The following is a 14,616-nucleotide window of genomic DNA, read 5'->3' as shown; positions in this document are numbered from 1 at the left end:
CTCTTAAATCGGTTGCAAAAAAAAACCTCCAGTGCTATTCCTACTCGCATGTAGTTTTAAAAAGAAACCAGAATGCGAGAGCGAAATGGAGTGTAAAGCAGAGTTGAATGCTGATGTGGCGCTGGCCGCGCCTGATGTCGCGAGCCCGGTGCTCAAACCCTGGATAACGTTTTTATTCTCCCTAACCTGTGCGCTGGCGGTGGCGAATGTCTATTCTGCCCAGCCTTTGCTTGAATCCATCTCCCTCAGTCTGCAGGTTCCTGCTGGGATGATCGGCAGCGTGGTGACCGTGACCCAGGTGGGCTATGCCGCCGGATTGATCTTTCTGGTTCCCCTGGGCGATCGCGTTAAGCGAAAAACCCTGGTCGTCACGCTGCTATTACTGTCAATGCTGGCTTTGATCGTGGCAGGATTATCACCCAATTTTGTCACTCTGCTGTGCGCGGTGCTCTTTATTGGCCTGATGGCGGTTGTAGTGCAACTTGTGGTTGCCTGGGCCGCAATACTGGCTGCTCCCCAGCGACGCGGTAAGGTTGTAGGCACGGTGACGAGCGGCATTGTTTTAGGGATCCTGCTGGCCCGTTTTATCTCTGGCAGCATCGCCGATATGGCTGGCTGGCGGGCCGTTTACCTGATCGCAGCCTTTTTAATGTTGCTCATCGCCTGCATCGTGGCGAAAGGGGTCCCCGCTACGCCGCCGCAGGCACGTGCGCCCTCTTACCTCTCTCTGCTGGCGTCTGCTTTCCGCCTGTTTATTACTGAACCGCAATTGAGAAAGGGTGGCGTTTTTGCACTGCTTATCTTTGCAGCCTTCAGTATGCTATGGACCACCATGGTCATGCCACTCAGCGCCCTGGCACTGTCTCATACCCAGATAGGCATGTTTGGTTTGGCAGGTATTGCCGGCGCGCTGGCGGCAGCGAAAGCAGGTGCATGGGCAGACCGGGGCTGGGGGCAACGTGCTACCGGGTTAGCCCTTGCGTTGTTGACACTCTCATGGCTCCCCATCGCTTATACCGAAACGTCACTGGTATGGCTCGTCGTCGGTATCATCATGCTGGACTTCGCTGTGCAAACCGTTCACGTGATAAGCCAGAGCACCCTCATTGCTGCCCGGCCAGAGGCCGCAAGTCGGCTGGTGGGCGCATATATGTGTTTTTACTCAATAGGCAGTGCCACAGGTGCGATTGTCGCCACCCAGCTTTACGCCTGCTTTGGATGGCAGGCAGTTTGTTTAGCTGGCGCATCCGTCAGCGCCTGCGCTTTTCTCATCTGGCTGGGATTAGCCAAATCATGACACCACGCATTGAGAACCGTGTTCTTAAACAACGTGTAAAGAATGCACGTAAAACATAGAAAGGTGTTAAGGTAGTGGTGTCTGGTGATCGTCCAGGCCATATCCTCTAGCAGGTTTGTTGCCCTCGAATCGATGCGGGTGCACCTCATCCCCAATGAGCTGATTAAGCAGCTCTCACATGTTTTCATCTAGTCTAATGCGGCGCGCTCGATAGCGCTTGTGTGCGATGGTTCGCAAGGATTTCTCACGGCATTGGCACGACAGATATCAACTTTAAGCTGCGTTATTCGAGGATGAATAGCCCGCTAGTCAATGAAGTTAAGGCACATCATGAACAAAATAACCTCTGATAACGTCGAGGGTACTACCACTTGCCAAATATTTGTCGAAGCGGCTCACAGCAGCTCAGCAATTGTTTTGCAACCCCAGTATGCCAGCCCGGAAGAAGCTATCGGATCGATATCCACTGAATTGCTTAAGGCGGGTAAGAGTCTGACATTCAAAGAGATCCAGCTGATGCTGATTGTCAGAATGAGGCTGTCATCTGGGCAGGTACAGCAGGCCATTTTACGCGAGGCGTTGATGTTGGTAACGAACAAAGCGCTATGCTAGCCATGACTGCTCTAACCCGCCCTCCGTTGACCAGCTCTACATTGTTCAGGAATAGCTAATCGCAGGATTAGCTATGTCTTCCTCGCGCGTGTTTTAACTACCTTATTTCGCCAGCAGTTCTCTACGCACAATCTCTGCGCCTGCGCTTAACGCATTGAGCTTGCCTCTTGCTACGCGACGAGATAACGGCGTCATGCCGCAGTTGGTGCAAGGATAGAGCTTATCGGCGTCGACGAACTGAAGTGCTTTGCGCAGCGTATCAGCAACCTCTTCGGGTGTCTCAACGGTATTGGTTGCCACATCAATCGCCCCAACCATCACTTTTTTGCCGCGAATAAGCTCAATGAGCTCCATAGGCACGTGAGAGTTTTGGCACTCCAGGGATACAATATCGATGTTAGATTTTTGCAGCTTGGGGAAGATCTCTTCATATTGACGCCACTCGGAGCCCAGCGTCTTTTTCCAGTCGGTATTGGCTTTGATGCCATAGCCATAGCAGATATGCACGGCGGTTTCGCACTGCAGCCCTTCAATGGCCCTCTCTAGTGCAGCAATGCCCCAGTCATTGACCTCGTCAAAAAAGACGTTAAACGCGGGCTCATCAAACTGGATAATATCCACCCCGGCAGCCTCAAGCTCTTTGGCCTCCTGATTGAGAATTTTGGCAAATTCCCAGGCCAATTTTTCACGGCTTTTATAGTGGCCATCATAGAGGGTATCGATCATCGTCATCGGCCCCGGTAACGCCCATTTGATCGGCCGATCGGTCTGCTGACGTAAAAATTTGGCATCTTCTACGAACACCGGCTTTTGGCGACTTACCTCGCCCACCACGGACGGTACGCTGGCATCATAGCGATTGCGGATTTTAACGATCTCACGTTTCTCAAAATCAACGCCGCTAAGGTGCTCAATAAACGTCGTGACAAAGTGCTGTCGGGTTTGCTCGCCGTCGCTGACGATATCAATACCCGCCAGCTCTTGCTCCTGTAGCCCCAACCGGAGCGCATCCTGCTTGCCCTCAATTAGCTCGTCACCCTCTAATTTCCAGGGCGACCACAGGGTCTCAGGTTGTGCGAGCCAGGCTGGTTTAGGCAAGCTGCCCGCAGTAGAGGTGGGTAATAATTTTTTCATAGCAGGTGACCTTATATTTATTGTTAATCAAAGAACGGAATGCGTTGACCATTGCTCAAGGATTGTCTGGTAAGGTTTAATAAAGTGCGCTTCGGTAAACCTTCCCTGCTCAATAGCTAACCGGCTGCGTTCTTCTCGATCGTAAACAATTTGCGTAAGCGAATAGTCCCGGTAGTTCAGGCTGGGCTGATAGATATTTCCTGCCGCTGAGTTAGCGTTATAGATCTCCGGGCGGTAAATTTTCTGGAATGTCTCCATAGTGCTGATGGTGCTGATAAGCTCCAGGTCGCTATAGTCACGCAGCAGATCGCCGGCAAAATAGAACGCCAATGGCGCAACGCTACCCTGCGGCATAAAAAAGCGCACCTGCAGCCCCATCTTGGCAAAATAGCGATCGGTCAGGGAGGCGCTGTCCTGCTGATATTCGATGCCCAGTACGGGGTGCTGATTGCCTGTGCGTTGATAGACGTTTTTACTCGATACGCTTAAGCAGATAACCGGAGCTTTCGTAAACGCCTCTTTATAGCAATCTGACTCAACAAACCGCTTAAATATATTGCCGTGGAGATCGCCAAAATTATCCGGCGTGCTAAATCCCGCGCCGTTTTTGTTATGCTCGGACAGCAGGACACTAAAATCATAGTCGCGAACATAAGATGAGAAATTATTGCCGACGATCCCCTCAATGCGCGCATCCGTTTTACGGTCAACAATGTTGGTTTTCAACACCTCAATGACAGGAAAAGCAGTGTGCTTGCCTTCAACCGCAATATTCATTTCGACGGAGATGATGTCCAGCTCAACGGCGTAGCGATCGCTTTTAGGGTTGTCCCAATGCGCCAGCGCGTTGAACCGATTATCGATCATCGTTAAGGCATTGCGTAAATTATCCTGCCGCTTCTCGCCTCTGGCTAAATTAGCAAAATTTGTGGTGATCCGCGTGCTCTCCGAGGGATTATAATTCTCGTCGAAGCGGAGGCTCTTCACGTTAAATGTAATCGAATTATTCATCGTAATCTGTATGATCTATTGTTAATAACATGATCACTTTATGCCTGAGTCACTGCGTGAGTAAAAGTGATTTAATTTCATTCAACATGAAGAACTTTCACGATCGCGATGCCAGCCTGCGCATTTTTATCAGGCAAGCTTGATGAGTACCACGCCCGTGGTTAACAGTGCCACACCCAGCCAGCCAATTCGGTTCAGCCGCTGACCAAACAGCACCCAGCCTGCTGCCACGGTAGCGACCAGGCCAAAACTGCCCCAAAGCGCATAAGCGACTGAGAGATCGATCCCTTTTACCGCCTGCGACAGGGCACTAAACGCTGCCAGCACGGCGACAAGGGATAGCACGCCGTGGAGGGGTCGACGAAAGCCGTTGGAATATTTGAGGGCGATGTTGGCAACGATCTCAAGACCAATCGCCAGCGCCAGCCAGGCAATATGCACAACATTAAACGTAGTCATGCTGCTGCTCCTTACGGGACAGGGTGCCGGATTTGATCAGCGCCACGCCCGTCACCAGGGTCAGTAAGCCTACGATTTTCATTGCCGATAAGGTTTCATCGAACAGCATTACGCTAAACAGCGTAATGAATAAAATACCCAGCCCTTCCCAGATGGCATAGGCGACGCCGAGGGCAATGCGTTTTACGGCAAACGACAGGAAGATATACGACAGTGCGATCATCACCAGCATGAAAATAAATCCCGCCTTGTCATCGTTGACGCTGGCCCATTTCATTGACAGCGTGCCGGTTATTTCAGCCGCGATAGCCAGAGCTAATAAAATCCAGTAGCGCATAATTTCTCTCCTTAATGAGAAACAGGTATCCGCCACGCAAAAATAGGCGCGTTAGCAGAGTAAAATTAAATGATGAGTAAAAGGAGAGAACGGAACTATAGCGCAGAGCGCCAGTGCTGGTCGCAGATCGAACAGTGGGATGAGAGATGAAGACAGGAGCAAACGATCATTGTGAGTGCGAACATCTTGTTCATAATTTTACAACTTATCCACGTTGTTGCTTTTCCTCAGTGTGGATTAAAAATTGTCCTCGGTAGTTAAACACGGCCTTATTTTGGCATAAGCCCACTTTATTTATCGGGTTTTTTTCATTTCTTTACGTTGGCTGTAAATAAGGTTTGTGTGTTTAACAGAGAAATTCAAGCCCGCCAGCGGCGGGCTCGCGATTAACGCTCCCAGTAGGCCTCTTCCAGGCTATCTTCCCGCTCCGGCAGGCCCCGCGTCAGGCGCGGCGAGTGCTGGTTCAGGACCTGGTAACTAACTCGGTTAGCGTATTTACACACCTGCGCCAGCGATGAGTAGGTCAGCCAGGTGTAGTTATGCTTGCTGGAGTTAGGCACGTTGCTGCGGTGGAAATTATTGGCAGTGATATCGTGCAGCAGCGCGGCCAGTGCACCATCGCCGGCACCGTTGGTGTTCATGATCTTCTCCGGCCCGCCCATGTATGGCGCAATGTGGGAGAAGATACGCAGCGGCTGTTCACAGTCCTGGTGACGCATTGCCCGGCTAAACTCGTACTGGTTAAACTCGGCGATGGCCCCCGGCAGCAGCGGATGCTGGGTTTTACGCTTCGCCGACTCCTCGGTAAAGCCTGCCATGTACAGCCCCACTGGACCGGCGGTGCAGAGCACCAGGTCAACCCAGTCCAGCGCCTTATCGCAGGCCAGCAGCGGATCGCTCAGCCCGGTCAGCGCCTCGGCCTCCTCCTCGTTCATCGCCAGGATCGAGACGTTTTCCTTGAGGAAGTCGCGCCACCACTCGGGGTTATCGGCAATCACATATTTGGTGCCGAGGGTTAACACCACCGGCACGTTGTGCTTTTTGGCGTACTCTACCGCCTTCATGGTCGCCTCACGCATCGGCTCGCCTGGCTTGCCGCGCACCAGATAGGAGGAGAGCACCAGCGCGGAGGCGCCTGCAATCACCGACTCGGGGATGCTCTCCGGACGCAGCTGGTTCATATAGCCAGGGCTGATAGCAAAGGTGCGCTCCCCCGCCTCGCCGACCAGCGTAAAGCAGCGGCCAATCGGCCCGTCAACGCCCTGCAGATAGTTAAGGTCGGTACGGCTGGAGGTGTTACAGAGGTAGCGATAGGCGTAGCCGCCGATTTCGACGTTGCTGCACATCACGCCCAGCAGCACCGAGCGGTCATCTGCCAGTACGGAGTAGTTGTGCATGGTGTTGCCGATAGTACCACCGGCAAACTGGTGGGTAATGAGATTGTCGCGGATCAGCTCTTTGTAGAGCGCATCGGCAGCCTCATCGCTGATGATCAGCGAGTGACCGACGCTGAGGGCATAGCGCTGGATAAACGCATCGTCCACTTTGGCTTCAATATCCACCAGCGTCTGATCGATACCGACCACCCATGAGGCATTGGCATCGCTCTCCGGTTGGCTCTGTTGTAGAAGCGGATCGCGGGCGTTAACAGGAAAATAGTGCTTGGATTTGCGTTTACCGGGAAATTTCATTCGCGTTAATTATGAATAACCAATTGGGCCGGGAATGGTAGCACACTCCCGGCACCGGGCGCGATTAGCGGTAGGGGGCTGTCAGGTCCAGCATCATGTCAATATGATCGGCGGAATCATTAAGCGCAGGAATGTATTCATATTTCTCGCCGCCGGCTTCGAGGAAAAATTCCCGGTTCTGCACCGCAATCTCCTCCAGCGTCTCCAGACAGTCGGAGGAGAAGCCCGGACAGATGACCTGAATATGCTTCACCCCTTTCTCACCCAGCATCTTCAGCGTCTCGTCGGTATAGGGGGTCAGCCACGGCTCGCGGCCAAAGCGCGACTGGAAAGTCATCATCACCTTCTCCGGCGGCACACCGAGGGCCGAAACCAGCTCGCGGGTGGTATCGCGGCAGCGCTGGGGATAGACGTCACCCTCTTCCGCATAGCGCTGGGGAATGCCGTGATAGGAGAGCAGGAGCAGATCCGGCTCGCCGTGGCGGGCAAACGAGGCGCGCACGCTATTAGCCAGCGCGTCAATGTATGACCGGTTATCGGCATAGTCACGGATCAATGAGATACCGGGAATGCTGCGCTTACGTTGCAGGATCCGCCCAAGCTCATCCCAGACGGCGGCCACGGTTGAGCAGGAGTACTGCGGATAGAGCGGCAGAACCACAATGTGCTCTACGTCCTGAGAGATCAGCTCATCTACCGCGCTCTCCAGCGAAGGCGAGCCGTAGCTCATCCCCAGCGCCACCGGCACGTCATCCAGCCGGGCAGCCAGCGCCCGCTGCTGGCGACGGCTGTAGACCATCAGCGGCGAGCCCTCCTCCATCCACACGGATTGATAGAGCTTCGCCACGCGCGGAGAACGAATCGGCAGGATCACGCCGCGCAGCAGCGGCCACCACAGCAGGCGCGGCGTATCCACTACGCGTCGATCGCTTAAAAACTGGCGGAGATAGCGTTTGACCGCTGCGGGGGTGGGAGCATCGGGTGTGCCCAGATTCGCCAGCAGAATGCCGGTTTTCGCGTAACTCATTCGCGCCTCATATTCATTTAAGCTTGAGAAAATATTACTTGTGAGAATAGTACCTGTGAGAATTGTAACTGAAACGGGCGTAAACGAAACCCATTGCTGCGAAAGGGAAAAGCTTGGGGGAAAATGGGGGTAATGGGAAAAGAACATCCCCGGCGAAGGCACCGGGGAGAAGCGCATTAACCGAGAGTCTTTAACCGAGAATGGTTTCCAGCTCGGCGCGAACGGCGCTGACAGCCTGGGTGCCATCTACCTTCGCGTATTGGGTGTGGCCCGCTTCGGCCTCTTTCTGGTAGTAGCCGATCAGCGGCGCGGTCAGCTGATGATACTCCACCAGGCGCTTACGCACGGTCTCTTCCTGATCGTCTTTACGGGTGCTCAGCTCTTCGCCGGTCACGTCATCTTTACCTTCCACCTTCGGCGGATTGTATTTAATGTGGTAGACGCGGCCAGAGGCAGCGTGAACGCGACGGCCTACGATACGATCGACGATCAGATCGTCCGGCACATCGAACTCCAGCACGTAATCAACGTTGATACCGGCTTCCTTCATTGCGTCAGCCTGAGGAATAGTGCGCGGGAAACCGTCCAGCAGGAAGCCGTTACGGCAATCTTCCTGGGCGATACGCTCTTTTACCAGCGCGATAACCAGCTCGTCAGTCACCAGCTTGCCAGCATCCATGATGTCTTTAGCCTGTTTGCCCAGCTCGCTGCCGGATTTAACCGCGGCGCGAAGCATGTCACCGGTGGAGATCTGCGGAATACCGTATTTCTCCATGATGAACTGAGCCTGAGTGCCTTTACCTGCGCCCGGAGCGCCGAGCAAAATGATACGCATTGCGTAATTCCTCTACGTTTTGAATTTTTATACCCAGATAATTGATGACAGGTATACAACGTTGTTTGAAGCGAAAACCATACCACTAAAGTCAGTATCACCACAAGGAAGCGAGGCTTATGCAGGCGGGTTCGGCGGGAAGTTGAGCAGCTGAATCGTTCCCCCTTACCGGGGGCAAGAGGGAACGGTGTGTAGAGCGATTAAGAAACCAGCAGCTGGTTCATGCGGCGGATAAACTGGTTCGGATCTTCCAGCGTGCCGCGTTCGGCAAACAGGGCCTGATCCAGCAGCAGTTCAATCCATGCTTTGAACTGGGCTTCGTCCTGGATATCGGCGGTGCGCTTCACCAGCACGTGGTCCGGGTTAAGTTCGAAGATGTACTTCACTTCCGGCACGGCCTGGCCCGCAGCGGCAAACAGCTTCGCCATCTGGGTGCTCATCTCGTCGTTGTCGGTCGTGACAATCGCCGGCGTATCGGTGAGACGGTGGGTAAAGCGCACCTCTTTCACGCGGTCGCCCAACAGGGTCTTCACGCGCTCAACGAACGGCTCCAGGGCTTTCTCGGCCTCTTTCGCGCTCTCATCTACCTCGTCGTTCAGCTTATCCAGCGACTCATCGGCTTTCGCCACCGACTGGAAGGAGTTGCCGTCGAACTCGGTAAGGTAGCTCATCATCCACTCGTCGATGCGATCGGAGAGCAGCAGCACTTCGATGCCTTTCTTACGCAGCAGCTCAAGGTGCGGGCTGCTCTTCGCAGCGGCGTAGCTGTCGGCGGTGATGTAGTAGATCTTCTCCTGACCCTCTTTCATGCGGGAGACGTAGTCCGCCAGCGCCACCGTCTGCTCGGCAGAGTCGGTATGGGTAGAGGCGAAGCGCAGCAGTTTGGCAATCGCCTCCTGGTTCGCGCTATCTTCCGCCGGGCCCTCTTTCAAGACCAGACCGAACTGTTTCCAGAAGCCCTGGTATTTCTCGGCATCATCTTTTGCCAGCTTCTCAAGCATCTGCAGCGCACGTTTGGTCAGGGCGCTACGCAGGTTGCGGGTGACGGAGCTGTCCTGCAGAATTTCACGCGACACGTTGAGCGGCAGATCGTTGGAGTCAATCAGGCCGCGCACAAAGCGCAGGTAGTTCGGCATGAACTGCTCAGCCTCGTCCATGATGAAGACGCGCTGTACGTAGAGCTTCAGGCCATGCTTGTGATCGCGGTTCCACATATCCCACGGTGCCTGAGCCGGGATATAGAGCAGGCTGGTGTACTCCTGCTTGCCCTCTACGCGATTGTGGCTCCAGGCCAGCGGATCGGTGAAGTCGTGGGCAATATGCTTGTAGAACTCTTTGTATTCGTCGTCGCTGATTTCGGACTTGCTGCGCGTCCAGAGCGCCTGGGCCTTGTTGATCTTCTCCCAGCTGATGACGGTTTCGCCATCCTGCTCGTCGTGCTTCTCAATCTCTACCGGCAGCGCGATATGGTCGGAGTATTTGCTGATGATCGAGCGCACGCGCCAGTCGTTGAGGAAGTCATCTTCGCCTTCGCGCAGGTGCAGGGTGATCTCAGTCCCGCGATCCTCTTTGGTGATATCGGCAACGGTGTAGTCGCCCTCGCCTGCGGATTCCCAGAACACGCCGTTCTCTGCGCTGTCGCCCGCCGCACGGGTGCGCACGGTGACTTTATCAGCAACGATAAACGCCGAATAGAAGCCCACGCCGAACTGGCCGATCAGCTGGCTATCTTTTGCCTGGTCGGAGCCCATCGACTGGAGAAATGCTTTGGTGCCGGATTTAGCAATGGTACCCAGATGGTCAATCACTTCGTCGCGGTTCATACCAATACCGTTGTCGGCAATGGTCAGGGTACGCTTCTCTTTATCAAAAGAGACGCGTACGCGTAGCTCACCGTCACCCTCGTACAGCTCGGGTTTTGACAACGCACGGAAACGCAGCTTGTCTGCCGCGTCCGAGGCGTTAGAGATAAGCTCACGCAGGAAGATCTCTTTGTTGGAGTAGAGAGAATGGATCATCAGATGCAGAAGCTGTTTTACTTCTGACTGGAAGCCGCGTGTTTCTTGTCCTTTCATCGAAAAAATACCTCAACAATGCCATTTGGTGTTGAGGAGAAAATGGGGCCAGGACAACAGGATTTCAAGCGGGGGCAGAAAAATGCCCCCGTTTTTTTTACGAAATGCGGATCTTATGGCGTCCCGCCAGCGAGTGGGAGAGCGTAGTACCGTCAACCATCTCCAGCTCGCCGCCAACCGGCACACCGTGGGCGATGCGGCTGGCATCAACGCCATACTGTCCGCACAGCTCGGCGATGTAGTTAGCAGTCGCCTCCCCTTCCACCGTGGGGTTGGTGGCGAGGATCACCTCTTTCAGCTTTTCACGCTCCAGGCGCTGCTCCAGCCGATCGAGGCCGATATCGTTCGGCCCGATGCCGTCGAGCGGCGACAGGTGGCCCATCAGCACAAAGTAGCGGCCAGAGAACTGCCCGGTCTGCTCAATGGCGTAGATGTCCGCGGGACTCTCTACCACGCAGATCTGGCCGTTCTCCTGGCGACGCGGGTTCGAGCAGATGTTACACACCTCCTGCTCGGTGAAGGTACGGCAGTCGGCGCAGTGGCCAATTTCCGACATCGCCCGCGTCAGGGCCTGGGCAAGACGCATCCCGCCGCTGCGATCGCGCTGCAGAAGCGTAAAGGCCATGCGCTGCGCCGATTTCGGGCCCACGCCCGGCAGGCAGCGCAGGGCTTCCATAAGCTGCGTCAGCAGCGGACTGGTCTGCATTAGAACGGCCCCTTACAAAATTTAAAATTAAACATATCAACCACTTAAATTAAGATAATTCAAAGACATGAATTAGATGTTTAAAGGATAATGCTTTTTTTCATACTCTTCTATGAGCAGACATATAGTCTCAAAAAAATCGCCTTCAGGTGTGTTTATGGAAGGTTCCTGATCAAACATCGGGGCAACAACACTTAAAGCTGCCTCATAATCCTGCTCGGTTTCGATTAATTTAATTTGCATAATGCTTACCGCGTCGATCGCATCATATTTATCAGGCTGTTTATAAAGATAACGCAGGGGAATGGGTAGAGTTGATGAAAGTAGTTAAAACGAGCTAATTTTGATTGACTTATAATGCGCTACGCTCACTCTCAAGATCTGCCTTTCTGACAGGATCTTTTTAAGATCGCGTAGCGCTGATAATGGCTAACAGCGCAAAGCCATTAGAACGGCATCTTAAAGCCCGGCGGCAGCTGCATACCGGAGGAGACACCTGCCATCTTCTCTTTCTGAGTCTCTTCGATACGGCGCGCCGCATCGTTGAAGGCCGCTGCAACGAGATCTTCCAGCATATCTTTGTCATCTTCCAGCAGGCTTGGGTCGATCTCCACGCGACGGCAGTTGTGCGCGCCGTTGATGGTGACCTTCACCAGACCCGCGCCGGATTCACCGGTGACTTCCAGCTTCGCAATCTCTTCCTGCATCTGCTGCATCTTTTCTTGCATCTGCTGGGCCTGTTTCATCAGGTTACCCAGACCGCCTTTACCACCAAACATAGGCTTCTCTCTTCATTCACGTTAAAAATGACAATCGTAAGTCAAACTTACGATCAAATAGGACGAATGCTCTCTTCATCCAGATCCGCATCGAAAAACCGTTGCAGAGTCTGGATGTTGCTATCCGCAATAATCGACTCGCGCGCCTGCGCAAGCATCTCTTCGTAAATCGCCTGACGCCACTCCAACGGAGTGCGCATCGCGGGATTATCATCTTCAATGATAGACACTTCAACCGCTGAACCGTACAGGGCGTTAAGTGCCTCACCTAAAACTTTTAGCGTACCGGGGGAGTTAAGGTGCCGCTGGGTAGTGCGCAGGTGCAGGCAGATACGGCTCCCCTCCTGCTCTTTCCATGCGTTAAGCGCCACCTGTTCAACCAGTTTAGGCAGGCTGAGCCGACTGACCTCTGCCGCCCACGGATCGCGGGCGATGGCCTCTTCGGCGAGCTTTTGCGCCAGCTCCGGCGTCCGCTCATGCTCAAGGGCTTTCTTCAGCGCCTTCGGCGTGGCGACCACCTCTTTCACCTCTTCGGTAACCAGGGTGGTCTTCCAGCGGTAAGCCTCTTTTTTTACCGGCGCTTGCTCCTGGGCGGCGGCGGCCGGGCGCGTCTGAATGCGCTCGGTGACCGATGCCAGCCGCTCAAGCGCAGCGTTATTCACCGGCCGCGTGCGGGTTGCCGCTGCCGGTTCACTCTTTTTTGCTTTGGTCGCTCCCTGAGCACGCTGCAGCTGACTGCGGGCGGCCAGCACCTGGCTGGTGGTGTCCGACAGCGGCGCATCGCTACGCGGCGCAGCAGGGGGCGGCGATGGCAGCACCTGATCCGGCGTTAGCACCGCCGTGGGTGCCACGGGGGAGAAATCCTGGGCCGGCACGCTCGGCTCCGGCAGCGGCATACGCGGATGGAACGCCAGCGCACGCAGCAGGGTCATCTCAATGCCCATCCGCCTGTCCGGGGCAAACGGCAGCTCTTTGCGACCAATCAGCATCGTCTGGTAGTAGAGCTGGACGTCGCCCGGCGGCACGGTGCGCGCCAGCTCGCGCAGGCGCTGCTCGATAGCCGCCATATCGCTGCCGAGCGCGGAGGGCGAGAGCTGTACCATCGCGATACGGTGCAGCAGGGTCTGCATCTCAACCAGCAGCGCCTCCCACTCCACGCCGCGAGCGGCAGCTTCGTTAACCAGCGCCATCACCCGTTCGCCGTTGGCCTCTACCAGCGCCTCAATCAGCGATAGCGCCTGGTCGTCATCCAGCGTGCCGAGCATCTGGCTCACCGCCTGGGCAGTAAGCTGACCGTCGCCGCTGGCAATCGCCTGATCGGTCAGGCTGAGGGCGTCACGCAGGCTGCCGTCAGCCGCGCGGGCCAGCAGCTGCAGGGCGCGCGGTTCGTGGTGGATCTTCTCTTCGTCGAGAATGTGCTCAAGCTGCTGGCGGATCTGCTCCACGTCCAGCGCCTTAAGATGAAACTGCAGGCAGCGGGAGAGGATCGTCACCGGCAGCTTCTGCGGATCGGTGGTTGCCAGCAGGAACTTGACGTGCGCCGGCGGCTCTTCAAGGGTCTTCAGCAGGGCGTTAAAGCTGTGGCGCGACAGCATATGCACTTCGTCTATCAGGTAGACTTTGAAGCGGCCACGGGCTGGCGCGTACTGGACGTTATCCAGCAGATCGCGGGTATCTTCAACTTTGGTACGCGAGGCGGCATCGATCTCAATCAGATCGACAAAGCGCCCCTGCTCGATTTCGCGACAGTTGTCGCACACGCCGCAGGGCGTTGCGGTGATGCCGGTCTCGCAGTTCAGCCCCTTCGCCAGCAAACGGGCAATAGAGGTCTTTCCGACGCCGCGGGTGCCGGAAAAGAGATACGCATGATGAATGCGTCCTAACGATAAGCCGTTCGCCAGTGCAGTCAGCACATGCTCCTGACCGACGACGTCAGCAAAAGTTTGTGGTCGCCACTTACGGGCTAAGACCTGATAACTCATGGGCAGGCTCTGGAACGCTGGAAGGTGGATATACGAGGGGCAATGCTATCACAGCCTCGCCCTAACAGCGAGACTGTGTACTGACGGATGGCAATCAGTGGCCGGGGAACGGCACCAGGCTGTAACAGGTGATGCCCTGCTTCGCCAGACGCTCTTCGCCACCGATATCAAACAGATTGATAATAAAGGCCGCGTCGGTCACCTCTCCGCCCAGGCGGCGGATCAGCTTAACGGTGGCTTCAATGGTGCCGCCGGTCGCCAGCAGATCGTCAACTACCAGCACTTTATCGCCCGGCTTGATGGCATCAACGTGGATCTCTAACTGGTCGGTGCCGTACTCCAGCTCATAGCTCTCGGCGATGGTTTCACGCGGCAGCTTGCGCGGCTTACGCACCGGCACAAAGCCGACGCCCAGCGCCAGGGCGACCGGCGCGCCAAACAGGAAGCCACGGGCTTCGGTACCGACGACTTTGGTAATGCCTGCGTCTTTGAAACGCGCGACCAGCAGTTCAATGCTGAGAGCATACGCTTTCGGATCTTCCAGCAAACTGGTGACATCCCGGAACAGGATCCCCGGTTTCGGATAGTCCTGAATGCTTTTAATGCTGTCTTTTAAATACTCAAGCTGCTGCGCAGTTGCTGTCATGGATTTTTTGCCTGCTAGAAACGGT

At 55.1% G+C, this 14,616-nt stretch carries 14 protein-coding genes, 1 pseudogene and 1 other annotated feature; of the genes and pseudogenes, 2 read left to right on the top strand and 13 right to left on the bottom strand.

Going from position 1 to position 14,616, the window contains the following annotated elements; all coding sequences use genetic code 11:
- Window positions 1–85 precede the first annotated feature (85 nt).
- Both NR795_RS00915 and NR795_RS00910 read left to right on the top strand, forming a co-directional pair.
- Window positions 86–1,297 (top strand): MFS transporter, encoded by a 1,212-nt coding sequence (locus NR795_RS00915; protein WP_374543503.1) that lies wholly within the window; start codon window positions 86–88, stop codon window positions 1,295–1,297.
- 330 nt (window positions 1,298–1,627) lie between these two features.
- Window positions 1,628–1,909, top strand: coding sequence for a biofilm development regulator YmgB/AriR family protein (locus NR795_RS00910; protein WP_186370517.1), 282 nt, complete (start codon window positions 1,628–1,630; stop codon window positions 1,907–1,909).
- Between the two features lie 102 nt (window positions 1,910–2,011).
- On the opposite strand, the gene NR795_RS00905 is transcribed toward NR795_RS00910, so the two are convergent.
- The 13 genes and pseudogenes from NR795_RS00905 to apt all read right to left on the bottom strand — a co-directional run bounded on the left by NR795_RS00905 (window position 2,012) and on the right by apt (window position 14,591).
- Window positions 2,012–3,043 (bottom strand): methionine synthase, encoded by a 1,032-nt coding sequence (locus tag NR795_RS00905; protein ID WP_257756750.1) that lies wholly within the window; start codon window positions 3,041–3,043, stop codon window positions 2,012–2,014.
- A 27-nt stretch (window positions 3,044–3,070) separates the two neighbouring features.
- Window positions 3,071–4,054: a DUF1852 domain-containing protein gene (locus NR795_RS00900; RefSeq protein ID WP_257756749.1), complete on the bottom strand. Its 984-nt coding sequence runs from the start codon at window positions 4,052–4,054 to the stop codon at window positions 3,071–3,073.
- A 129-nt stretch (window positions 4,055–4,183) separates the two neighbouring features.
- Window positions 4,184–4,513, bottom strand: coding sequence for a multidrug/spermidine efflux SMR transporter subunit MdtI (mdtI, locus tag NR795_RS00895; protein ID WP_144814290.1), 330 nt, complete (start codon window positions 4,511–4,513; stop codon window positions 4,184–4,186).
- Window positions 4,500–4,850: a multidrug/spermidine efflux SMR transporter subunit MdtJ gene (mdtJ, locus tag NR795_RS00890; RefSeq protein WP_257756748.1), complete on the bottom strand. Its 351-nt coding sequence runs from the start codon at window positions 4,848–4,850 to the stop codon at window positions 4,500–4,502. Before mdtJ ends, mdtI begins: the two co-directional genes overlap by 14 nt.
- A 386-nt stretch (window positions 4,851–5,236) precedes the next feature.
- Window positions 5,237–6,541 carry an inosine/guanosine kinase gene (locus NR795_RS00885; protein WP_144814295.1) on the bottom strand — a complete coding sequence of 435 codons (1,305 nt, stop codon included), beginning with the start codon at window positions 6,539–6,541 and terminating at the stop codon, window positions 5,237–5,239.
- Window positions 6,542–6,605: 64 nt separating this feature from the next.
- A complete protein-coding gene (gene hemH / locus NR795_RS00880; RefSeq protein ID WP_144814297.1) occupies window positions 6,606–7,568 on the bottom strand; it encodes a ferrochelatase in 963 nt (320 codons plus the stop codon).
- A 190-nt stretch (window positions 7,569–7,758) separates the two neighbouring features.
- A complete protein-coding gene (adk, locus tag NR795_RS00875; RefSeq protein ID WP_144814299.1) occupies window positions 7,759–8,403 on the bottom strand; it encodes an adenylate kinase in 645 nt (214 codons plus the stop codon).
- Window positions 8,404–8,603: 200 nt separating this feature from the next.
- On the bottom strand, window positions 8,604–10,478 hold the full coding sequence (gene htpG, locus NR795_RS00870) for a molecular chaperone HtpG (protein WP_144814302.1): 1,875 nt from the start codon (window positions 10,476–10,478) through the stop codon (window positions 8,604–8,606).
- 97 nt (window positions 10,479–10,575) lie between these two features.
- Window positions 10,576–11,184 (bottom strand): recombination mediator RecR, encoded by a 609-nt coding sequence (gene recR / locus NR795_RS00865; RefSeq protein ID WP_144814305.1) that lies wholly within the window; start codon window positions 11,182–11,184, stop codon window positions 10,576–10,578.
- 81 nt (window positions 11,185–11,265) lie between these two features.
- Window positions 11,266–11,427 (bottom strand): annotated as a pseudogene (locus NR795_RS00860) (transcriptional regulator); the annotation flags it as partial.
- Window positions 11,428–11,630: 203 nt separating this feature from the next.
- Complete coding sequence (locus NR795_RS00855) at window positions 11,631–11,963, bottom strand: YbaB/EbfC family nucleoid-associated protein (protein WP_042391656.1); 333 nt, start codon at window positions 11,961–11,963, stop codon at window positions 11,631–11,633.
- A gap of 53 nt (window positions 11,964–12,016) precedes the next feature.
- Complete coding sequence (dnaX, locus tag NR795_RS00850) at window positions 12,017–13,945, bottom strand: DNA polymerase III subunit gamma/tau (RefSeq protein WP_257756747.1); 1,929 nt, start codon at window positions 13,943–13,945, stop codon at window positions 12,017–12,019.
- Window positions 12,620–12,684, bottom strand: a sequence feature (DnaX frameshifting element). (Overlaps the previous gene by 65 nt.)
- A 94-nt stretch (window positions 13,946–14,039) precedes the next feature.
- On the bottom strand, window positions 14,040–14,591 hold the full coding sequence (gene apt, locus NR795_RS00845; protein ID WP_103821514.1) for an adenine phosphoribosyltransferase: 552 nt from the start codon (window positions 14,589–14,591) through the stop codon (window positions 14,040–14,042).
- Window positions 14,592–14,616: the final 25 nt, after the last annotated feature.

This window comes from Pseudescherichia sp. L3, assembly GCF_024656065.1.
Lineage (GTDB): Bacteria > Pseudomonadota > Gammaproteobacteria > Enterobacterales > Enterobacteriaceae > Pseudescherichia.
This window is presented reverse-complemented; position numbering and strand designations above follow the sequence as displayed.

What these genes read in the sequence shown, in the direction of transcription:
- NR795_RS00915 (WP_374543503.1), top strand. Translation starts at nt 86, where the DNA reads ATGGAGTGTAAAGCAGAGTTGAATGCTGATGTGGCGCTGGCCGCGCCT.
- NR795_RS00910 (WP_186370517.1), top strand. Translation starts at nt 1,628, where the DNA reads ATGAACAAAATAACCTCTGATAACGTCGAGGGTACTACCACTTGCCAA.
- NR795_RS00905 (WP_257756750.1), bottom strand. Translation starts at nt 3,043, where the DNA reads ATGAAAAAATTATTACCCACCTCTACTGCGGGCAGCTTGCCTAAACCA.
- NR795_RS00900 (WP_257756749.1), bottom strand. Translation starts at nt 4,054, where the DNA reads ATGAATAATTCGATTACATTTAACGTGAAGAGCCTCCGCTTCGACGAG.
- mdtI (WP_144814290.1), bottom strand. Translation starts at nt 4,513, where the DNA reads ATGACTACGTTTAATGTTGTGCATATTGCCTGGCTGGCGCTGGCGATT.
- mdtJ (WP_257756748.1), bottom strand. Translation starts at nt 4,850, where the DNA reads ATGCGCTACTGGATTTTATTAGCTCTGGCTATCGCGGCTGAAATAACC.
- NR795_RS00885 (WP_144814295.1), bottom strand. Translation starts at nt 6,541, where the DNA reads ATGAAATTTCCCGGTAAACGCAAATCCAAGCACTATTTTCCTGTTAAC.
- hemH (WP_144814297.1), bottom strand. Translation starts at nt 7,568, where the DNA reads ATGAGTTACGCGAAAACCGGCATTCTGCTGGCGAATCTGGGCACACCC.
- adk (WP_144814299.1), bottom strand. Translation starts at nt 8,403, where the DNA reads ATGCGTATCATTTTGCTCGGCGCTCCGGGCGCAGGTAAAGGCACTCAG.
- htpG (WP_144814302.1), bottom strand. Translation starts at nt 10,478, where the DNA reads ATGAAAGGACAAGAAACACGCGGCTTCCAGTCAGAAGTAAAACAGCTT.
- recR (WP_144814305.1), bottom strand. Translation starts at nt 11,184, where the DNA reads ATGCAGACCAGTCCGCTGCTGACGCAGCTTATGGAAGCCCTGCGCTGC.
- NR795_RS00855 (WP_042391656.1), bottom strand. Translation starts at nt 11,963, where the DNA reads ATGTTTGGTGGTAAAGGCGGTCTGGGTAACCTGATGAAACAGGCCCAG.
- dnaX (WP_257756747.1), bottom strand. Translation starts at nt 13,945, where the DNA reads ATGAGTTATCAGGTCTTAGCCCGTAAGTGGCGACCACAAACTTTTGCT.
- apt (WP_103821514.1), bottom strand. Translation starts at nt 14,591, where the DNA reads ATGACAGCAACTGCGCAGCAGCTTGAGTATTTAAAAGACAGCATTAAA.